18 protein-coding genes are annotated in these 20,016 nt (G+C 56.1%); 17 read left to right on the forward strand and 1 reads right to left on the reverse strand.

The features are described 5' to 3' along the window. Positions 1-67: 67 nt before the first annotated feature. Entirely contained in the window at positions 68-1,261 is a 1,194-nt protein-coding gene (locus tag ACFO1S_RS19435; protein WP_204601220.1) for a class I SAM-dependent methyltransferase, read from the forward strand. Between the two features lie 78 nt (positions 1,262-1,339). Here the strand turns inward: ACFO1S_RS19435 and ACFO1S_RS19440 are convergent, their stop codons facing one another. After that, complete coding sequence (locus ACFO1S_RS19440) at positions 1,340-1,576, reverse strand: DUF2626 family protein (RefSeq protein WP_204601221.1); 237 nt, start codon at positions 1,574-1,576, stop codon at positions 1,340-1,342. Positions 1,577-1,886: 310 nt separating this feature from the next. Between ACFO1S_RS19440 and ACFO1S_RS19445 the strand changes: the two genes are divergently transcribed. From ACFO1S_RS19445 to ACFO1S_RS19520, 16 genes are all read left to right on the forward strand, one after another. Continuing rightward, positions 1,887-2,528, forward strand: a complete 642-nt coding sequence (locus tag ACFO1S_RS19445; RefSeq protein ID WP_204601222.1) for an RsfA family transcriptional regulator — start codon at positions 1,887-1,889, stop codon at positions 2,526-2,528. An 83-nt stretch (positions 2,529-2,611) separates the two neighbouring features. Further along, positions 2,612-3,532: a ketopantoate reductase family protein gene (locus ACFO1S_RS19450; protein ID WP_204601223.1), complete on the forward strand. Its 921-nt coding sequence runs from the start codon at positions 2,612-2,614 to the stop codon at positions 3,530-3,532. A gap of 20 nt (positions 3,533-3,552) precedes the next feature. Further along, a complete protein-coding gene (locus ACFO1S_RS19455) occupies positions 3,553-3,948 on the forward strand; it encodes a DUF3397 domain-containing protein (RefSeq protein WP_204601224.1) in 396 nt (131 codons plus the stop codon). 157 nt (positions 3,949-4,105) lie between these two features. Beyond that, positions 4,106-5,749: a bacillithiol biosynthesis cysteine-adding enzyme BshC gene (bshC, locus tag ACFO1S_RS19460; RefSeq protein ID WP_204601225.1), complete on the forward strand. Its 1,644-nt coding sequence runs from the start codon at positions 4,106-4,108 to the stop codon at positions 5,747-5,749. Between the two features lie 30 nt (positions 5,750-5,779). Beyond that, positions 5,780-7,042 carry an adenosylhomocysteinase gene (locus tag ACFO1S_RS19465; protein WP_204601532.1) on the forward strand — a complete coding sequence of 421 codons (1,263 nt, stop codon included), beginning with the start codon at positions 5,780-5,782 and terminating at the stop codon, positions 7,040-7,042. A 116-nt stretch (positions 7,043-7,158) separates the two neighbouring features. Then, positions 7,159-7,920, forward strand: coding sequence for a MerR family transcriptional regulator (locus tag ACFO1S_RS19470; protein ID WP_204601226.1), 762 nt, complete (start codon positions 7,159-7,161; stop codon positions 7,918-7,920). Positions 7,921-7,985: 65 nt separating this feature from the next. Next, positions 7,986-8,720 (forward strand): ABC transporter ATP-binding protein, encoded by a 735-nt coding sequence (locus ACFO1S_RS19475; RefSeq protein ID WP_204601227.1) that lies wholly within the window; start codon positions 7,986-7,988, stop codon positions 8,718-8,720. Further along, a complete protein-coding gene (locus ACFO1S_RS19480; RefSeq protein WP_204601228.1) occupies positions 8,707-9,450 on the forward strand; it encodes an ABC transporter permease in 744 nt (247 codons plus the stop codon). Before ACFO1S_RS19475 ends, ACFO1S_RS19480 begins: the two co-directional genes overlap by 14 nt. 72 nt (positions 9,451-9,522) lie before the next feature. Continuing rightward, entirely contained in the window at positions 9,523-10,668 is a 1,146-nt protein-coding gene (locus tag ACFO1S_RS19485; protein ID WP_204601229.1) for a DUF4349 domain-containing protein, read from the forward strand. Between the two features lie 127 nt (positions 10,669-10,795). After that, positions 10,796-11,233 (forward strand): division/cell wall cluster transcriptional repressor MraZ, encoded by a 438-nt coding sequence (gene mraZ, locus ACFO1S_RS19490; protein ID WP_204601230.1) that lies wholly within the window; start codon positions 10,796-10,798, stop codon positions 11,231-11,233. Positions 11,234-11,307: 74 nt separating this feature from the next. Then, entirely contained in the window at positions 11,308-12,264 is a 957-nt protein-coding gene (gene rsmH / locus ACFO1S_RS19495; RefSeq protein ID WP_204601231.1) for a 16S rRNA (cytosine(1402)-N(4))-methyltransferase RsmH, read from the forward strand. Positions 12,265-12,309: 45 nt separating this feature from the next. Beyond that, entirely contained in the window at positions 12,310-12,732 is a 423-nt protein-coding gene (ftsL, locus tag ACFO1S_RS19500; protein ID WP_204601232.1) for a cell division protein FtsL, read from the forward strand. A 13-nt stretch (positions 12,733-12,745) separates the two neighbouring features. Next, positions 12,746-15,019: a penicillin-binding transpeptidase domain-containing protein gene (locus ACFO1S_RS19505; RefSeq protein ID WP_204601233.1), complete on the forward strand. Its 2,274-nt coding sequence runs from the start codon at positions 12,746-12,748 to the stop codon at positions 15,017-15,019. A gap of 88 nt (positions 15,020-15,107) precedes the next feature. After that, a complete protein-coding gene (locus tag ACFO1S_RS19510) occupies positions 15,108-17,036 on the forward strand; it encodes a stage V sporulation protein D (RefSeq protein ID WP_204601234.1) in 1,929 nt (642 codons plus the stop codon). Between the two features lie 87 nt (positions 17,037-17,123). Further along, complete coding sequence (locus ACFO1S_RS19515) at positions 17,124-18,611, forward strand: UDP-N-acetylmuramoyl-L-alanyl-D-glutamate--2,6-diaminopimelate ligase (protein WP_204601235.1); 1,488 nt, start codon at positions 17,124-17,126, stop codon at positions 18,609-18,611. Next, positions 18,608-20,014, forward strand: coding sequence for a UDP-N-acetylmuramoyl-tripeptide--D-alanyl-D-alanine ligase (locus ACFO1S_RS19520; protein ID WP_204601236.1), 1,407 nt, complete (start codon positions 18,608-18,610; stop codon positions 20,012-20,014). The genes ACFO1S_RS19515 and ACFO1S_RS19520 overlap by 4 nt, the downstream gene beginning before the upstream one ends. The last annotated feature ends 2 nt before the right edge of the window (positions 20,015-20,016 follow it).

A 20,016-nucleotide genomic window follows, 5' to 3' on the forward strand; every position in this document is an offset into this window, starting at 1 on the left:
TTTCCGGCATCTTCCGATCCTATGCTATTATAAACTTTCAAATTCCCTTGGGAAAGGTGCGGTAAGCATGGAATTGTCCCGGCAGGGAGAGACGCCGCTTGCAGCCATTATGAGAGCTTGCATCTCCCGAAGCGATCGAAAGGGATTGACGGTGGACGGCGAAGTCCTGTCCGCGATCTCCTTTCATCAGTATATGACGCTTTGTCTCTATCATCCCGAATTTGGATATTATCGTTCGGGGGCTTCGAAGGTCGGACGGGAGGGCGATTTCTATACTAGCGCTTTTGTGGGCGATATGATGGGAGAAAGGCTGGCGGCAGCCTTGGCCGAGCTGGCTTACGCCCGGTTCGGCGGCGATCAGGACGTCGAGGTTATCGATTGGGGCGGAGGGACCGGAAGGCTGGCTCAGCACATGCTAAGCGCGTGGCATCCGCAGGAGGGAAGCGAGCTCGACTCTCCGGAGATTGAGCTAGGCGGCAATTCCTTCTCCGTTACCGTGATTGAAGCGAACCCTGAGCATCGCCGCCAGGCTGAAGAACGATTGAGGAGCTTTATTCAATCGGGGATGGCTCGCGTGGCGGACGATGCCGGGTGGGAGGCGCTTCTGCCTTCGGACCGTCCGGTTATCGTCGTTGCGAACGAACTGCTGGATGCGTTCCCGGTACATCGTCTCGTCAAGCAAAACGGACGGCTGCAGGAATGGGGGGTCGCCTGTCCGGATGGTCAAAATTTAATCTCCTGCCTGCTCGAAGTCGAGGACCCGCGTTTGACGCAATGGCTGGAGGAGGAAGGGTTGAACGACCTGCCGGATGGCCAGACGGTGGAAGCGAATCTGGACGGCGTCGATTGGGCAACGAAATTGATCTCGCGCCTCCGCCGGGCAATTGTTGTCTTGATCGATTACGGGGATGTAACGGAAGAGCTGACCGCTTCGCATCGGAAGGACGGCACGCTCCTGTGTTACCGGGAGCATCGCGCTCACAACGATCCTTTTCTTTGGCCGGGGCTTCAAGACATTACGGCGCACGTTAATTTCAGTCATGTCCGGCGCTCCTTAGAGGCTCAAGGGGGAGAGCTGATCTGGTATGGCACCCAGAAGCGCTTTCTGGTGGAGTCGGGGATACTGGAGCGGCTGAGCGAGCACGGAATTGCCGACCCGTTTCATCCGCTGGTTCGACGCAACCGCGCCATTCGCCAGCTGCTGCTATCGGATGGCATGAGCGAATTGTTCAAGGTGCAAATATTCGGCGTTGGAGGTTGAAAGGAAAAAGGCTGTTTCTCCGCTGACGGAGAAACAGCCTTTTTCCTTAGCGTTTAACGTATGTATTCGCCGCGAAGTTTATAGGGGCATTCCCATTTCGAACACGGACCAATACGTAAACCCGAGGAACGCCAATACCATGTAACCCCAGAAGACCATGAGGTAAGTCCGCTCGGTGAAGTTCAAATATCCGACCAGGAAGAAAACGGCAGTTTGGATGAAAAACAGCAATGCGAATTCGTACATGTCTCCTGCAAACGCCATCAGGGCGATGACCAGCGTCCAGAAGCCGAGCACTCTAAACATTCGTGCCATTGTTGATACCCCTCTCATACACGCAAAGACGATTTCTAAAGCATATTATAACGGTTGGACAAAAGCGTGTAAACCCAGCAAGTCGTGACGAATCGGCAAACTTTTCGAAGGCTTTCTGTAACATGCCCTTCCGCGCGCCGGGATATGCGCGAGAAGGCAGGGAAAGTGAAATAGGCGGCTGCGAAAGGTATAGCGGGGTGGAAAATGGATATAAATAGAAGTATCCGATAGATTCTATGAATTCTACTACGGGCATAGAAATGAAGAAAGCAGCAAAATATATGCGATATTTAAGGAGGGAAGGGCACCCATGACGGCTGTGAGACAAGACGCATGGAGTCCGGATGACGACTTGATCCTGGCGGAGGTCACTTTACGCCACATCCGCGATGGCAGCACGCAACTATCCGCGTTCGAGGAAGTGGGGCAGCGAATAGCCCGAACTTCCGCTGCTTGCGGGTTTCGATGGAACAGCTGCGTACGCAAAAGATACAACGAGGCAATCGGGATGGCGAAGCAGCAGCGTCAGAAACGGAATTATCTCAAAAAGCAGGGAATCTCGATTTCCGGAACGGAGCGATTAATCGCGGAGGAAGGGGAAAGCGGCAAACCCGAGCTGCTCTCGCCTGAATCGATGTCGCTTGAATCGATAATCCGTTATTTGCGCCAATGGAAAAATACCGTGCAGGAAATGAGCAAGCAAATCCGTCATCTGGAGAAGGAATTGAAGGATAAGGAGGAGCGGCTGAGCGAGCTCGTTGAAACGAACGATCGGCTGTCCAGGGAAGTGAACGAGGTACAGACGGACTACCAGGTCGTCAATGATGACTACAAGGCATTGATCCGCATTATGGATCGGGCGCGCCGGCTGGCATTCCTGACCGAGGAAGCGGAAGAGGACAGAGCCAAGTTCAAAATGGACGCCAACGGAAATCTCGAACGAATCGAATAGCAGCATCCCAACCCGCGGGGCTATCCTCGCGGGTTTTCCTTTGGTATCGTTATAGCAGATAGGGGAATAGAAAGGGATTGCATATGAAACCTACGATTGCGGTGCTGGGAGGAGGCTCGATCGGCTTGCTGCTGGCCGGCAGGCTTCAAGCCGCGGGACAGTCCTGCGTGGTCTGGACGAAAACCCGCAGCCAGGCCGAACGAATTCGAAGAGAAGGCTTAGGGGTGGATGAGGGGGAAGGAACGCCTTCGCAGCGTCTCTCGATTGAAGCTGTCCCATGGGAGGATGCGGATACGTTCGAAGAAGGGGTCGTTCTTCTGGCCGTCAAGCAAACCTCGCTTACGGCGGAGTTCCTGAGCCGTCTGGCCGTCGTTGTGCCGCCCTCCGCGACGCTTGTGGCTTTACAGAACGGAGTCGGCCATGAGGCTTTGCTGCGCCGGGCGCTGCCGGGAAGGACGATTATCTTGGCGGTGACGACTGAGGGCGCGCTGCGAATCGACGATACGACCGTAAGGCACACCGGCCGCGGGGACATTCGCCTGGGAGACGACGGCAAGGCGAATCCGGAAAGCCTGAGAAACGTGGAAGGAATGCTGAAAGCGGCAGGATTTTCCGTTTTTCTGTCGAAAGAGTTGGGTATCGAGGTGAAGCGCAAGCTGCTGATCAATGCTGTCATTAACCCTCTGACGGCGATTTTGCGCATTCCCAACGGAGGCCTTACGGAAACGCCCGAGCGCATGGAGCTGGCCCGTGCCTTGTTCGATGAAACGTTCAGCATATTGAGCGAGTATGGCGTGGATGAACAAGAGGCATCCTGGGACACCGTTATGCGCGTGTGCGCGGCAACCCGCGACAATCGCTCCTCCATGCTGCAGGACGCGGTCATGGGCAAGCCGACGGAGATAGATTCGATCAACGGAGAAATTGTGCGATTGGCAGCCCGGCTCGGCCGGGACGCGCCGTGGAATCGCGCGGTGACGGCGCTCGTCAAGGCGATTCATTAAACACGGAGGAGAGGTGACTAATGAGCTCCATCTGGCATGCATTGATCAAGAGCTACGCCTTGTTGGCCACGATACCGGTTGTGCCGTTTATCCTCGTCTATCAGTTCATGAAATTCAAAGGCGCGGATCGCAAGAGGGCTATCCGGCTCGCGATGGATGTTACGACCCCATTCCTGTTCGGCATCGTGGGTTACTTGCTGAACTCGCGCTTACATACAAGCTTCGGGCCTTTCTTCCTTCTGCTGGTGATGCTCATCGGAGGGGGACTGATCGGCAACGCCCAGAATCGGGTAAGAGGCAAAATCGAACCGCAAAAGCTGCTCAGAGCCGTCTGGAGGTTGTCGTTCTTCGGTATGTCGGCGTTATATCTCATTCTAATGCTGCTGTTGATTCTGTTCCCGGTCAAATCCGCTTAAGTCCGGGCCGGGGAGCGGGAAGCCGCTCTGCAAACCACGCGAGCGCGTTCCATTTTTGCAACTATGATTTTTTAAGTTGCAAACCTTTTGACGATCCGATCACACTTGTGTAAAATCGATTCTGATAGCACAACGACAGATCGGGGGAATTCTCCCTTTGAATACGACCTATTTTAAGGAAACCAATCCTGTTTCATTGGCGGAACGTTATAGATTAGAAGATCCTGAAGTTCTGGCTCTGTTCGGAAGCCATCCGGCCGCGCCCGGAGCTTGGGAAGACAGAGCCGCACGGCTGGATGCCGCGGCTGGCCGCAGAGCCGATCCTCGCCGGGTTGCGGCGGCCATCCGAGATTATCATCGCAGCCTGCCGCCTTCCGACGCCGTGGACAGATCGCTGACGAAGCTGGAGCAAGAGGACAGCCTCGTTGTCGTCGGAGGACAGCAGGCCGGGCTCTTCGGCGGAGCGCTATTGATCTACTACAAGGCTCTTAGCGTTATTCAAGCCGCGAAGGAGGCCGAGCAACGGCTCTCCAGACCCGTCGTTCCCGTCTTCTGGATTGCCGGAGAGGATCACGACTTTGACGAAGCGAACCATGCGAACGTGCAGGCGTCGGGCGGAGAGGTGAGACGCGTAAGGATCGAACGCCCGGAAGGTCCGAGGCTTGCGGTAAGCCGTACGCCGCTGACGCAGGAGCAATGGGCTTCCGCCCTTCAGGAGCTGGCCTCCCAGTTGCCGGACACCGAGTTCAAGCCCGGTCTTCTCGATCGGCTTCAAAGCCATGTGGCCGACGCGCCTTCGCTCAGTCTGGCGTTCGCGCGATTGCTGGTCGACTGGTTCGGAGGTCAAGGGCTCCTGCTGCTTGATGCCGACGATCCAAATCTGAGAACATTGGAAGGACCGATGTTCCGGGAGTTGATCGAACGCAACGATGACCTGGAAGGGGCGCTGAAGGCCGGCGAGCGCGTCGTGCTGGACAAAGGCTTGTCGCTGCAGGCCGAGATCGCCCCGGACAGCGCGAATTTATTTCTCCATCATGAGCAAGGAAGATTGCTTCTTCATAAAGAGAATGGCCGTTTCATCGACAGGAGGGGACACGTATCTTATTCCTGTCAGGAAATGCAGCAATTGACCGCGGATCATCCCGATCTGCTTAGCACCAATGCCCTTACTCGTCCGTTGATGCAAGATTATCTGCTTCCGGTGCTAGCAGCCGTTCTCGGACCTTCCGAACTGGCTTACTGGGGCATTCTTGGGCCTGCGTTTCGGGAATTCGAGCTTTCCGTGCCGCTTCTGCTGCCCCGTCAATCGTTTACCTTCGTAGAGGCCTCTATCGTGAAGCTGCTGGACAAATATTCGCTCTCCGTCCAGGAAGCGATAGAAGAGTGGGAGACGCGAAGGACCCAATGGCTGGGCGAGCAGGATGAATGGCAGCTGGAGGAGCAGTTCCTACAGGTCAAGGAGCAGTTCAAGGCACTGTACGCTCCTGTGCTGGACACCGTAAGTCAATTGCAGCCGGGGCTGGCCAAGCTGGCCGAGAACAATCAGGACAAAATCCTGGATCAGATCGAATATTTGCAATCGCGCTCCTCGGATGCGATTGCCAAGCGTCATGAGGCATCTCTGCGGCAGTGGGACCGAATCAGGCAATCGCTGACGCCGCTAGGCAAGCCTCAGGAAAGGGTATATGGAACGGTGCACTTCTTGAATCGTTACGGACCCGGTTGGCTGTCTCTATGGGAGAGCGTACCGTTCGACGCGAACGGCGGCCATCGGCTGGTTGACGCTGCGGCAGCGATCTGAAATACAAACGAATAGTTGGAGGAATGAATGATGAAAACCGCTTTGAAAAGTGTGATTACCGATCCTTCGCTCGCGCCGGAAGGCAAGCTGAAGATTGACTGGGTTCAGGCGCATATGCCCGTCCTGAACCAGATTCGCGAGGAGTTCGAGCGCGATCAGCCATTTAAAGGACTGCGAGTCGCTATCTCCCTGCACCTGGAAGCCAAAACCGCTTATCTTGCCAAGGTCGTTCAGGCAGGGGGAGCGGAAGTGGTTATTACCGGCAGCAATCCGCTGTCGACGCAGGACGATGTGTGCGCGGCTCTCGTCGAGGACGGCATCGCCGTATACGCCAAGTACAATCCGGACCCGCAGGAATACAAGGATTTGATGGTGCAAACGCTGGAAACGAAGCCCGACCTCATTATCGACGACGGCGGCGACCTCGTGTCGATTCTTCACTCCGAGCGTCAGGACCTGCTCGCGCAGGTGCGCGGAGGCGCGGAAGAGACGACAACGGGAATTCTGCGGCTGAAAGCGATGGAAAAGGACGGCTCCTTGAAGTTCCCGATGGTGGCGGTCAACGACGCTTTCTGCAAATACTTGTTCGATAACCGTTACGGAACCGGCCAATCCGTATGGGACGGCATCAACCGGACGACGAATCTGGTCGTAGCGGGCAAAACGGTTGTCGTTAACGGCTACGGCTGGTGCGGCAAAGGCGTTGCGATGCGCGCGAAGGGGCTCGGCGCGAATGTCGTCGTGACCGAGGTGGATGCGATCCGCGCTGTTGAAGCCTACATGGATGGGTTTACGGTGCTGTCTATGGCGGAAGCCGCCAAGGTAGGCGATTTCTTCGTGACGGTAACCGGGAACAAAGACGTTATTCGCGGTGCGCACATCGCCGATATGAAGGACGGAGCGATTCTCTCCAACGCCGGTCACTTCGATATTGAAGTTAATCTCGTCGAACTGGAGGCCCTCTCGGTATCCAAGAGAACCGTTCGCCGCAACATCGAGGAATATGTCCTCAAGGACGGACGCAAAATCTACGTGCTGGCGGAAGGCCGCCTCGTGAACCTGGCCGCCGGAGACGGACATCCGGCCGAGATTATGGATATGACGTTCGCCCTGCAAGCGATCGCGCTGCGATACGTCAACGAGAATTACAAGGAGATCGGCAGCAAGGTCATTAATGTGCCGTATGAGCTCGACGAGCTGGTCGCTCGCACGAAGCTGCAGTCTCTCGGCATTCAGATCGATGCGCTGTCCGAAGAGCAGAAGGCTTATTTGCAAAGCTGGACGGCTCACTGATCTTATTGGTTCGATCCTCCCGCCCGCTCCCGCGGCGCGGGTTTTTTTGTGAAAAACTCCACTATAACACCAGACTTTTGAGGGATGATACAGTAGAGGGGGAGGTGACCGGATTTATGAATACATACAAAACAGCAGAATTAGCGCACAGCGTCGGCGTTCATCCTAACACCATACGGCTTTATGAGCAGCTTGGACTTATTCCAAAGCCGGAACGGAAAGCGAATGGTTATCGCGTTTTTACGGATTTTCATATGGAGCAGCTTAAATTTGCGAGAACGGCTCTACAGGTCGAGGTATTGCAAAATGGCCTGCGTAAACAAGCAATCGAGATCATTAAGACTTCTTCTGCCGGAAATTTTGACGAAGCTATTCATCTGACGGAGCGTTATTGCCAACAAATAATAAGAGAGCAAAGAAACGCCGAAGAAGCGATAAGGATTGCAGAAAAGCTGTTGTCGGGTGAAAACCAAGAGCCGAGCGACGCTATTCTGGTCAGAAAAGAAACGGCCGATCTGCTGCAAATCTCAATAGACGCCTTAAGAAATTGGGAAATGAATGGTTTATTGACTGTGAAACGAAAGCAAAACGGTTATCGTGTGTATTCCGATGAGGATATCAGGCGGTTGAAAATCATACGTTCTTTACGCTGCGCCAATTATTCTCTTGCAGCAATCCTGCGGATGCTGAAGGCTTTGTCCAACGATCCCAAAGCGGACATACGAGAAGCAATAGATACACCCGAAGAATATGACGGCATTATCTCCGTATGCGATAAGCTGCTTACATCCCTGCAATACGCCGAGAAAAACGCTCGGATAATGCTCGCCCGCCTGGAGGAGATGAAACAGCAATTTACACCAAACCCTACACTTTAACACCAGACTTTGCTCTGGTGTTATTTTTATTTATGCAAATAGAGATTTAGGAGGGATTTGGCAACGTGGAAACCACGATCAGGGTAGAAAACTTGAGCAAGTCTTACGCCGGCGACCAAGCAGTCGATCGTCTCAATCTATCGATTGGCCGCGGTGAAGTGTTCGGCTTGCTGGGCGCAAACGGCGCAGGCAAAAGCACCGCCATCGAGTGTATGTTAGGCACCAAAAAACAGGACGGCGGAACGGTATCTATATTGGGGATGGATCCGCTTAAAGAACGAAAAGTTCTGTTCGAGAAGGTCGGCGTTCAATTTCAAGAAGCCAATTACCAAGAGAAGATAAGAGTGGCGGAGCTTTGTAAGGTCACGGCATCCCTGTACCGAGCTGCCGTGGATTATAGGAGCTTGTTAGAACGGTTTGGGCTTGCCGACAAGTTGAAAAGCCAAGTAAGCGAGCTTTCGGGAGGACAAAAGCAACGACTGTTCATCGTTCTTGCTTTAATTCCAAATCCGGAGGTTGTTTTTTTGGACGAGTTGACTACCGGGCTTGATGCGAGAGCGAGGCGGGAGGTGTGGAAAAGTCTTTCCGGCTTAAAAGCAAAAGGGTTAACCATTTTGTTGACCTCTCACTTCATGGACGAGGTGGAGGCTCTCTGCGACAGGATCATGATTCTGAAAAAAGGGAAAAGCATTTTTTGCGGGACGGTGCAAGAGGCGGTTGCGGCCAGCCCTCACGAGAAATTCGAGGATGCGTATCTTTGGTATACAGACGAGGAGGAGCAAGAAAATGAGAGCGTTTAGGGCGCTGCTCCAAACAGAGTGCAAGCTGTCGCTGCGCGGGATGGACATGTTCATCTTTGCGATCTGCATGCCTGTCGTCGCGGTGATCATCTTAGGGGCGGTTTTCGGAGATAGGCCGGCTTTCGATGGCGCAGCGTATTCCTTCCTGGAGCAATCCTTTGGAGCGGTGGCGACAATTGCGATATGCGCAGGGGGAGTGATGGGCCTTCCACTGGTGGTTTCCGATTACCGAAACCGAAGGATACTCAAACGCTTTAAGGTAACGCCGACCGGTCCCGCACTTATCCTGGCCGTACAAGTTGTCATTTACGCGATCTATTCCGTTGCTTCGCTTATCCTTGTTTATTTGACGGCAACCGTATTTTTTGGTTATCAATTTCCTGGCTCCTGGCTAGCCTTTGCAGGCGCATACTTGCTGGTCATGCTGTCCATGTTCAGCATAGGACTGCTGGTGGGCGGACTGGCGCCAAACACGAAAATCGCAAGCGCTTCAGCCAGCCTGCTCTATTTTCCGATGCTCGTTTTCTCCGGAGCTACCTTGCCTTATGAGGTTATGCCTGCGGCACTTCAGAAAACAGCCGATCTGTTGCCGCTGACACAGGGGATTAAGATGCTGAAAGCCGCTTCACTTGGCATGCCCATGGATAGCGTCATCGTTCCCGTAGTTGTAATGATCGCGCTAGCTATGATATGTACGAGTATATCTCTTCGCTTTTTCAAATGGGAGTAATCCAAGGATCGGCAACATATTCCTTTTCTGGTGCGTCTATTGGGAATAGAACAAGAAAAGGGGAGATTATGGATGAAGGGAATCAGGAGCAACGCATGGTACAAAGGGTTATGTTATGCGTTGGCGGCACTCGCTTTGCTGGCGGCGCTGACGGGATGCAGCTCGAACGCGAAGGACTCGGATGACGCCGCCGATCCCGTTGCGAATCAAGCAGCCGTGGCGGAAGCGGAGCAGCTGAGCCTCGCCGATCAGTCGTCCCGCGCGGAACCTTCCTCGGCGCCGGCCGAGGGGGCGGGGGGTGCGGCATTGTCCGAGGAGCAGAACGCTTCCTTAAGCGGCGGCGGGATCGGACCTATCGCGGATGCCAACGCGGGATACGGGCGTCAAGTGATCTATCGGGCGGATCTGGTCATGAAGGTGGAGGAGTTCAAGACCGCCGAAGAGCAGCTGCTTAACCTGATTCACCTCGGCGGGGCTTACGTTCTGCAGTTCTCCGACAGCCGCAATACGAACGAGATCGGCGCGTCGTACGTGATCAAGGTTCCTTCGGAGGGCTTCTCCTCCTTCCTGGAGAAGCTGCAGAAGATCAAAAGCTTGAAGTTCGAGCGCGAGGTCAAGGGGAGCGACGTAACGGAGGAATTCGTAGATCTGGATGCGCGGCTCAAGACCAAGAAGACGTTGGAAGCGCGGCTGATGGCCTTCATGGATAAGGCGGTGAAGACGGCCGATCTGGTGACCTACTCCAACGAGCTTGCGCAGGTTCAGGGGGAGATCGAGCAGATTGAAGGCCGGATACGGTATCTGAAACAGAATGTGGCCTTCTCTACCGTAAGTCTTCGTTTATACCAGCCATCCGGCCTGGAGGAGGTCAAGGAAGAGTCGGAGAAGAAGAGCGGCTTCGGAGAGCGAATGTCAAAGGCGCTCTCCGGAAGCCTCAGCGCTTTGGGTCAAGTGGGAGAAGGCTTGCTTGTAGCGATCGCTGCCATACTGCCGGTGCTGCTCGTTGCCGCGATCGTGGGAGTGCCTGCGTACTTCGGGCTCCGCAAGCGCAGCCGCGCGCGACGCGAGAGATCGGCGCACAATCGGAGGGCCTGGAATAGTTCCCGGGAATCAACCGAGTCCGACTCCTCCGCCGACTTGCCGACAGAGGAGTCGGAGGAGTCGCCGAGGCGAGAGTTGCCCCCGAAGATGACCGATTCGCAAGAGGAAGATCGTTAATCTCATGAAATATTTTTTTGAAAATCCTGTCCTTTGGGCAGGATTTTTATTTTTGTTCGCGAATAATCATCATAAGTGGTTCAAAGTGGTGGAAAGTGGTGAAGAATGGGGGGGGTGTGGAGAGCTTATGTTTTTGGGGGAATTTCAACATACGATCGATGACAAGGGAAGAATTATTATCCCGGCGAAATTCCGCGAAGCTCTCGGCACGGACTTCATTATCACCCGTGGACTGGACAACTGCTTGTTCGTCTATCCCCGCGAGGAGTGGGGGCAGCTCGAACAGAAGATCAAGAGCTTACCGTCGATGGCGGCGAATGCACGCGCGTTCTCACGGCTGCTGTTCTCGGGCGCGTCTGAATGCGAATGGGACAAACAGGGCAGGGTAAACGTGCCCAACCATCTTCGCGATTACGCCAAGCTCGACAAGGAATGCACCGTAATCGGCGTCTCCAGCCGGGTCGAGATTTGGGATAAAGCGACCTGGGAAGAATATTCCCGGCAGTCCGCCGAATCCTTCAACGAAATTGCGGAGAAGCTGGTCGATTTTGATTTTAACTTCTAATTCGTTAACAACATCCTTACCCTACATAAAAGAGAAAGACGGGCCCATTGTACGGGTACCGGGAGGCTTCAGCTATGTTTCACCATGTAACCGTGTTAAAGGAACAATCCGTAGAAGGGCTGAACGTCCGGCCGGACGGCATCTATGTGGACTGTACGCTGGGCGGCGCCGGGCATAGCGAGCTTATCGCGTCTAGGCTCGGGCCCGAGGGCAGGTTGATCGCGCTCGATCAGGACGATGCCGCGCTTGCGAATGCGCGTATCCGGCTGGCTCGATTCGGCGACATAGTTACTTTAGTGAAAAGCAATTTCCGGTACCTGAAAATGGCGCTGAAGAGCGCAGGCGTGCCCGAACGGGACGGCGTCCCGCAAGTCGACGGCATCTTGTTCGACCTGGGCGTGTCCAGCCCGCAGCTGGACGAGGCGGATCGCGGGTTCAGCTACAATCACGATGCCGAGCTGGATATGCGGATGGATCGCGAGCAGGCGCTCACGGCCAAGGAAATCGTGAACGGATGGGAAGAGCGGGAGCTCGCGGACATTCTCCGGGACTACGGGGAAGAGAAGTTTGCGCGCAAGATTGCCGCCAATATCGTCAAAGCCAGGGAGAAGACCCCCATCGAGACAACGGGCCAACTGGCTGAGCTGATCAAGAGCTCGATTCCGGCGGCGACGAGACGTACGGGACCGCATCCCGCGAAGCGGTCGTTTCAGGCGCTACGCATTGCGGTGAACGACGAGCTGGGGGCCTTCGAAGAAGCCCTCGCGCAATCGATCGATTGCTTGCGTCCGGGAGGGCGCGCAGCGGTCATCACTTTCCATTCTCTAGAGGACCGGATATGCAAGACGGCCTTTGCCAAGGAGGTTGCCCGGTGCACCTGTCCGACGGACTTTCCCGTATGCGTATGCGGAGGGGGAGACGGACGCTTGAGATTAACGCCGCGCAAGCCGATCCTGCCGACGGAGGAAGAGCTTGAGGTCAATCCTCGCGCTCGTTCCTCCAAATTAAGAATCGCTGAGAAGCTCGGGTAACCCCGAGACTGATATAGAACCTACTGAGAGGGGCACAAGTCATACATGGCATACTACGGTAACTTGGCGCTTCGTCCGGAGCCCAAAGAAGAGCAACAGGTCAAAAAGAATGTAAGAAACCAGACGGTCACCCAGAAAGTCGCGCGCAGACGATCCATCCCGATTGGCGAGAAGCTTTTGTATTTGCTGGCGATTGGGGTCGTCGTGTTTGTCGCCGGACTCATTATTTTCCGCTATGCGCAAATCTATCAGATCAACGGACAGCTTCAAGAGACGACCAAGGCGTTCAATCAAGCGACCGAGCAGACCAAGGAGCTTCAGGCTGAGGTGGAGCGAATGAAGGACCCGAATCGCATCAAGAAGATCGCTCAGGAGCGGGGCTATGTTCCGATCGAGGGCAACAGCATTGTCGCTTCGAAAGACGAGCAGAAGGCCGTGGCGCTGAAGTCGAAAGACGGCGCGGAATAAAGAGGGCCATGCGATGACACAAAGAATCAAACTAAGAACGCTGTTGGCGGGAGGGCTATTCACCCTCCTTTTTGTCGGTTTGATCATTCGCGTATATTGGGTTCAAGTCGTGAAGGCCGACTTCTGGACCGAGCAAGCGATGAAAATATGGAACACGAGCGAGACCATCCGGCAAGATCGCGGAATGCTGCTGGACCGGGAGGGCAATGTGCTCGCGGCGGACGCGGCTGCGTATACGATTGCCGTCAATCCGAAGCTGATCTCGGAGCTGGAAGCGAAGCATCCCGAGTGGCAGCTTGCCGACAAGATCGTCTCCAAGCTGCATGAGGTGCTGGGAACATCGGAAAGCAAGCTGAGAGAGATGATCACGGCGAAGAAGGAAAACGGGGAATACCTGCAGCAGAGGGAAATTCGTCCCGACGGCTGGAAGGTGGACAAGGCGGTGAAGGACCGCTTGTCTGAATTCCGGGACGAAATTCGCGGGCTGACGGGCATCAAGACGGACGTCGGCCTGTACTTTAAAGAAGAGCAGAAGCGCTATTATCCGAACGGCTCGCTCGCCTCTCATATACTCGGTTACGAGGACAAGGACGGAATTGCGATTCTGGGCCTGGAGAAAAAGCTGAATGAGCAGCTGAGCGGATCGTCGGGATACATCAAGTATCAGAGGGACGGGGCGAGAACGCAGCTTCCGAACGGAGAGGTGGAATACAAACAAGCGGTGGACGGGAAGAACGTCACGCTAACGATTGACCGGGACATTCAGTTCTATATCGAAGAGGCGCTGCGGGCGGGTTACGAGAAATACAAGCCGATCAGCATTACGGCCATCGCGGCCGACCCGAACACGATGGAAATTCTCGGTATGGCCAGCTTGCCGGACTTCAACCCGAACACGTATTGGGAAAAGGCGCAGGATCAGGCGTCGTTCCGTGACAATTCAATCCAATCGGTATATGAGCCCGGCTCGACGTTCAAGATCGTTACGCTCGCGGGCGCGGTGGAGGAAGGCCTGTTCGATCCGAATGCTTATTACAAGTCCGGCTCCATCGAGTACAGCAAGAAGGACAGGCCGATCAAGGACCACAATAACGGGGTCGGCTGGGGCGAGAACGGCATGATTACTTATTTGGAAGGTCTGAAGCATTCCAGCAACGTCGCCTTCGTAAAGCTGGGCTATCAGATGCTGGGCAAGGAGCGTCTGATCAAATACATTAACGATTTCGGCTTCGGTCAGAAGACGGGGATCGATCTGCCCAACGAGGTGTCGCTGCCTTACAGCCTCGATTGGCCTTCCGAGGTGGCGACCGCGACGTTCGGTCAAGGGAAGGTGCTGGTTACGCCTATTCAGCAGGTTGCGGCGGTCGCGGCGGTGGCGAACGGCGGCAGACTGATGCAGCCGCATACCGTCAAGTCGATCAGCGATCCGAATACCGGCGAGAAGGTCGTCATAGAGCCGAAGCTTGTCCGTCAGGTAATCTCCCCGGAAACATCGCGCAAAGTCGGCGAGTATCTGGAGACGGTCGTAAGCGATCGGGATATCGGAACGGGGAAAATCGTGTACACGCCGGGATACCGGATTGCCGGAAAAACGGGGACGGCGCAAAAGGTTACGAAGGACGATAAAGGCGGCTACGCCAAAAACAAATATGTCGTATCCTTTATCGGATACGCGCCGGTCGAGAACCCTAAGGTCGTGCTGTACGTCGTCGTCGACGAACCGAAGATCGACAATGCCGGGGGCGGCTCGGTCGCCGGTCCGATCTTCAAGGAGATCATGATCAAATCGCTGCAGAAGCTGGGTGTCCAGCCGGAGCTGGACGAGGAAGAGAAAGCAAAGGCGGCCGACTCCGAGAAGAAGGTAGAAAGCGGGGATTTGACGGCTAGGGTGCCGGACGTGACCGGCATGACCGTGACTCAGGCGCGCGATCTGCTTAAGCAGCACTCCTTTCCGTACGGAGTGCTGGGTAAGGGGAACAAGGTTTTGCAGCAGCTGCCGAAGGGCGGCAGCGTGCTGCCGACGTCCCAGCGGATTTATTTTCTCACGGACACGAAGAAGGGCAACGTTCCCGATTTGACGGGATTGTCGCTGCGCGACGCGCTGGAGATGTGCTCGCTGCTTCAGGTGACCGCCACGGTCGAAGGCCAAGGGTATGTCATCGCCCAGAAGGCGGTGAAGGTAGGAGACAAATGGACGCTGCAGCTGACCCTCTCCCCGCAAGGGGAACCCGCTCCGCCGTCCCCTCAGGCCGAGGATCCCGACGGGGACGCCGGCGAAGAGGAATGAGGGCTTGTTCTAACCCGCTTGCTCCGGGAATAGTCTGGAACTAGGCGAAAGCCTTGCAGACGTTCCCGGTGGAGGGGGTTTTTTCTTTATGAAGATTTCTCAGGTGACGGTTCGCAAAAGACTCTATATTTTAATGGTCTGCGCCGTCATCGCTTTCGCAGGTTTAGTGCTGAGGCTGGGCTATGTGCAACTGCTGATCGGCGGGGAAATCACGAAGAAGGCCGAGGATTCCTGGAGGCGCAATATCCCGTTCGAGGCTAAGCGGGGGGATATTCTCGACCGCAACGGCACGAGGCTTGCTTACAATATTAGTTCGCCGACGGTATATGCGATTCCGGTACAGATTACAGAGAAGCGGGAAACCGCGAAGAAGCTGTCCGGGCTGCTGGGGATGAATGAGGACGCCTTGTTCGCTTTGCTGTCGAAGCGGGCTTCCAGCGTAGAGCTTAAGCCCGGCGGCCGCAAGATGACGACGGAAAAGGCGCAGGAGATTCGGAATCTCGGCCTGCCGGGAATCGTCGTATCCGAAGACAACAAGCGATATTATCCTTACGGGAGCCTGGCCGCGCACGTGCTGGGCTTTACGGGAAGCTACAACCAGGGCTTGACGGGACTTGAGCTTCAATACGATCAGCGGCTTACGGGTTTAAGGGGCAGCGTCTCCTATTTGTCCGATGCGGCGGGCAGGAAAATGCCGCAGTCCTCCGACAACTACGTGCCGCCGCAGGACGGCCTGTCTCTCCAGCTGACGATCGACCAGACCATTCAATCGGTCGTGGAGAGGGAACTCGATCAAGCGATGCTGCAATATCAGGCGAACAGCGTCATCGCCATCGCGATGAACCCGAATACGGGGGAAATCTATGCGATGGGCAGCCGCCCGACGTTCCAGCCGGATAAGTACCAGGAGACGCCTCCGCAGGTGTACAACCGGAATTTGCCGATCTGGATGACATACGAGCCGGGGTCAACCTTCAAGATCATCACGCTCGCTGCCGCCATTGAGGAAGGCAAGGTCAACCTGGAGCACGAGCATTTCTACGATCCCGGCTTCGTCGAGGTTGCGGGGGCCAAGCTCAGATGCTGGAAGAAAGGCGGACACGGCAGTCAAACCTTCCTGGAGGTTGTGGAAAATTCCTGCAACCCGGGGTTCGTGGCGTTAGGCAACCGACTGGGCAAGGAGAAGCTTTTTTCCTATATTCAGGACTTCGGCTTCGGAAGAAAGACGGGCATTGACTTGAAGGGAGAGGAGAACGGCATTCTCTTCAAGCTTAGTCGGGTCGGTCCGGTCGAGCTGGCGACGACCGCATTCGGGCAAGGCGTCTCCGTGACTCCCATCCAGCAGATTACGGCGGTGTCCGCAGCCATCAACGGGGGCAAGCTCTACAAGCCGTTTGTCTCCAAATCCTGGGTGCAGCCGGAAACGGGCATTCTTCTGGAGGAGACGAAGCCGCAGGTGGTCAGGCAGGTCATCTCTCCTGAAACCTCGAAAAAGGTCAGGGAAGCGCTGGAGAAGGTGGTGGCCCAAGGAACCGGGGGGAAAGCCTTTCTGAACGGCTATCGGGTCGGCGGCAAGACGGGGACGGCTCAGAAGGTCGTCAACGGCCGCTATTCCAATGATGAGCACATCGTCTCCTTTATCGGCTTCGCGCCGGCGGACGATCCGCAGCTTGTCGTCTATGTGGCGGTCGACAACCCTCAGGGCATACAGTTCGGCGGCGTGGTGGCGGCGCCGATCGTGCGGAATATTATGGCGGACGCCTTGCCGTATTTGGGGGTGAAGCCGCGAACCGTTCAAGTGGAGAAGGAGTACAAGTTCGGCAGCGGCGAGCCTCGTACGGTTACTGTGCCTAATCTCGTGGGCAAAACGGTGTCGGACATTTACGAGGACATGAACTCGAACTTTCAGCTGGCTTCGTCAGGGAGCGGTACGACGGTCGTACGGCAAGCGCCGGTCGCCGGTTCGAGGGTCGAGCAGGGCTCGGTCATCCGCATCTACCTTGGCGCTGCGGATTAAACTTTTCCAATCCTCTTGAATGAAGGGCCTTCGTTGGACCATAATGAGTGTACATTGCATAACCGAACGTCAGGAGGCCGTTAATCTATGAATTTACGAGAACTGTCCGAACAACTTCTTATCTCCCGGATCGTTGGAGATTCCGAAGCGAGCATACATAGCCTGGAGGCGGATTCGCGCAAGGTTCGGTCGGGCTGTTTGTTTTTCTGTCTGCCGGGACACACCGTCGACGGTCACGATTACGCGGAGCAGGCGATCGCCGCAGGAGCGGCAGCCCTGGTGACAAGCCGGGAGCTGCCGATAGGCGCCCCCCAGCTCATCGTGCAGGACACGCGCCATGCCTTGGCGATTCTCTCGGATTACTATTACGGCCGGCCTTCCAGTAAGCTGAGACCGATCGGAGTGACGGGCACCAACGGCAAAACGACGACGACCTATCTGGTCGAGAGAATCTGGGCGGATGCGGGCGTGTCCGCGGGAGTTATCGGAACGATCGAGACCCGTTACGGGGGAAAAAGCTACCCGATGTCGGGAACGACTCCCGACGTGCTGGAGCTGCAGCGGATTTTAAACGGAATGGTGGATGCGGGGACGGAGCGCTGCGTGATGGAGGTTTCCTCCCACGCGCTGGACCAGGGCCGTGTGAAAGGCTGCGACTTCCGTACCGCGATCTTCACGAACCTTACCCAAGACCATCTCGACTATCACGGCACGATGGAGGCGTACGAGGCGGCGAAGGGGCTGTTCTTCTCCCGCCTGGGCAACGCGTATGCCGATGATCCCGCAGAGCGGAAGTATGCCGTCCTGAATGCAGACGATGCGGTGTCTCCCCGTTTTGCCAAGCTGACCGCGGCCGAGGTGCTCACGTACGGAATCGAGAATAACGCGGACCTGCGGGCTTCCGAAGTGCGGATTACCTCGGGAGGAACGTCCTTCAGGCTGGATTCCCACTTGGGCAGCCGCGAGGTTGAGCTGAGGCTTGTCGGCAAGTTCAATGTTTATAATGCGCTTGCTGCGTTGGGGGCAGCGGTCTGCGAAGGCATTGCCCTCGACGACGCGCTCTCCAGCCTGAAGGACATCGCCGGCGTGCCGGGGCGCGTGGAGCCTGTGGATGCGGGTCAGCCGTACGCGGTAATCGTGGACTACGCGCATACTCCGGACGGCCTGGAGAACGTGCTGCGCACGGTCAGGGAGCTTACGCAGGGCAGTGTCATCTGCGTGTTCGGCTGCGGCGGCGATCGCGATGCCAAGAAGCGCCCGATCATGGGGCGGATCGCGGCGGAGCTCGCCGATCGCATCATCGTGACAAGCGACAATCCGCGGACGGAGGACCCGCTGCTTATTCTGCGGGATATTCAGGTCGGTTTAAGCGAAGCGGGAGTGTCCGGGGACCGATACGAGCTGGAGCCCAATAGGCGGGCGGCAATTGAAAAAGCGGTTGAAATGGCAAGCCCCGGAGATGTAGTATTGATTGCGGGGAAAGGCCATGAGACGTATCAGCTGATCGGCGGAGTCACGCATGATTTCGATGATCGCCTCGTGGCGAAAGAAGCGATAAGGAGTCGAATGCAGTGATACAGGCAACAGTTCGCGAGTTGGCCGAATGGTGCGGAGCGGAGAGGATCGGCGGCGGTTCCGAAGACGACGGCTTGCGGCTGACCGGCGTGTCGACCGATACCCGCAGCATTCGCGAGGGACAGCTGTTCGTTCCCTTGAGGGGCGAACGCTTCGACGGCCACGAATATATTCAGGCGGCGAAGGATGCCGGAGCTTATGCGGCTCTGTGGGATCGATCCGTTCCGCTTCCGGAAGTCGAGCTGCCGCTCCTTCTCGTGAAGGATACGCTAGCCGCTTTACAGAGACTGGCGACAAGCTATCTGGACGCCGTTCTATCGGCACGGATAGTAGCGGTTACCGGCAGCAACGGCAAGACAACGACGAAGGATCTGATCTCCTCGGTGCTGATGACAAGATATCTTGTACATAAGACCGAAGGAAATTACAATAATCATATCGGATTGCCCTTAACGATACTCAGCGCCCCGGCGAATACGGAGGTGCTGGTGCTGGAGATGGGCATGAGCGGCTTCGGAGAGATTTCCTTGCTTTCGCGAATGGCCCAGCCGGATATCGCGGTCATTACGAACATTGGGGAGTCCCATCTGCTTCAGCTCGGCACGCGCAGGAATATCGCCAAGGCCAAGCTGGAGATTGCCGACGGGCTACAGCCGGAGGGCGTGCTTGTGTATTGCGGCGACGAGCCGCTAATTGCCGAGGAATTGGCTGCGCTCAAGCTGCCTGAGGGCACAAGGCGAGTGACCTTCGGGGAAAATACGGGCAACGACTGGGTTGCGCGATATATTCGCGTTACGGCGGATGGCACGCAATTTACGGCGGCCGGACAGACGGAGACGGCCTATGAGCTGCCGATTCCGGGTCGGCACAACGCGATCAACGCGATGGCTGCCATTGCGGTGGGACGGCTGCTCGGCGTGTCCCAGGAAGGGATTGCGACCGGACTCAAGCAGGCGAAGGTGACCGGCATGCGGATCGAACGCAGCGCCGCCTGGAACGGGGCGGTCATTCTGAACGACGCCTACAACGCGAGTCCGACCTCCGTTCGCGCGGCAATCGATCTGGTCGCCGGTCTGACCGGCTATCGGCGCAAGTGGGTCGTGCTCGGCGACATGCTGGAGCTCGGCGATTCCGAGGCGGGACTGCATGGCGGGATAGGCCGATATTTGGACGCTTCGAAGGCAGGGGGCGTGCTGCTGTACGGCTCGCTGTCGCGCCATACATGGGAAGAAGCGAGCGCGAATTATGACGATGGACAAGTGCGGCATTTCACAGACAAGTCCGCGCTTGCGAAAGCATTGCTAGAACAGTTGGACGGGGAAGATCTGGTTCTCGTCAAGGCATCGAGGGGTATGAAAATGGAAGAAATCGTAACGGAGCTGCAGAAAGGGGGCAGGGGATAACG

This window comes from Cohnella boryungensis (assembly GCF_042651945.1).
GTDB lineage: Bacteria > Bacillota > Bacilli > Paenibacillales > Paenibacillaceae > Cohnella > Cohnella boryungensis.

Coding starts and splice junctions, on each gene's coding strand:
- ACFO1S_RS19435 (WP_204601220.1), top strand. CDS start 68: ATGGAATTGTCCCGGCAGGGAGAGACGCCGCTTGCAGCCATTATGAGA.
- ACFO1S_RS19440 (WP_204601221.1), bottom strand. CDS start 1,576: ATGGCACGAATGTTTAGAGTGCTCGGCTTCTGGACGCTGGTCATCGCC.
- ACFO1S_RS19445 (WP_204601222.1), top strand. CDS start 1,887: ATGACGGCTGTGAGACAAGACGCATGGAGTCCGGATGACGACTTGATC.
- ACFO1S_RS19450 (WP_204601223.1), top strand. CDS start 2,612: ATGAAACCTACGATTGCGGTGCTGGGAGGAGGCTCGATCGGCTTGCTG.
- ACFO1S_RS19455 (WP_204601224.1), top strand. CDS start 3,553: ATGAGCTCCATCTGGCATGCATTGATCAAGAGCTACGCCTTGTTGGCC.
- ACFO1S_RS19465 (WP_204601532.1), top strand. CDS start 5,780: ATGAAAACCGCTTTGAAAAGTGTGATTACCGATCCTTCGCTCGCGCCG.
- ACFO1S_RS19470 (WP_204601226.1), top strand. CDS start 7,159: ATGAATACATACAAAACAGCAGAATTAGCGCACAGCGTCGGCGTTCAT.
- ACFO1S_RS19480 (WP_204601228.1), top strand. CDS start 8,707: ATGAGAGCGTTTAGGGCGCTGCTCCAAACAGAGTGCAAGCTGTCGCTG.
- ACFO1S_RS19485 (WP_204601229.1), top strand. CDS start 9,523: ATGAAGGGAATCAGGAGCAACGCATGGTACAAAGGGTTATGTTATGCG.
- mraZ (WP_204601230.1), top strand. CDS start 10,796: ATGTTTTTGGGGGAATTTCAACATACGATCGATGACAAGGGAAGAATT.
- rsmH (WP_204601231.1), top strand. CDS start 11,308: ATGTTTCACCATGTAACCGTGTTAAAGGAACAATCCGTAGAAGGGCTG.
- ftsL (WP_204601232.1), top strand. CDS start 12,310: ATGGCATACTACGGTAACTTGGCGCTTCGTCCGGAGCCCAAAGAAGAG.
- ACFO1S_RS19505 (WP_204601233.1), top strand. CDS start 12,746: ATGACACAAAGAATCAAACTAAGAACGCTGTTGGCGGGAGGGCTATTC.
- ACFO1S_RS19510 (WP_204601234.1), top strand. CDS start 15,108: ATGAAGATTTCTCAGGTGACGGTTCGCAAAAGACTCTATATTTTAATG.
- ACFO1S_RS19515 (WP_204601235.1), top strand. CDS start 17,124: ATGAATTTACGAGAACTGTCCGAACAACTTCTTATCTCCCGGATCGTT.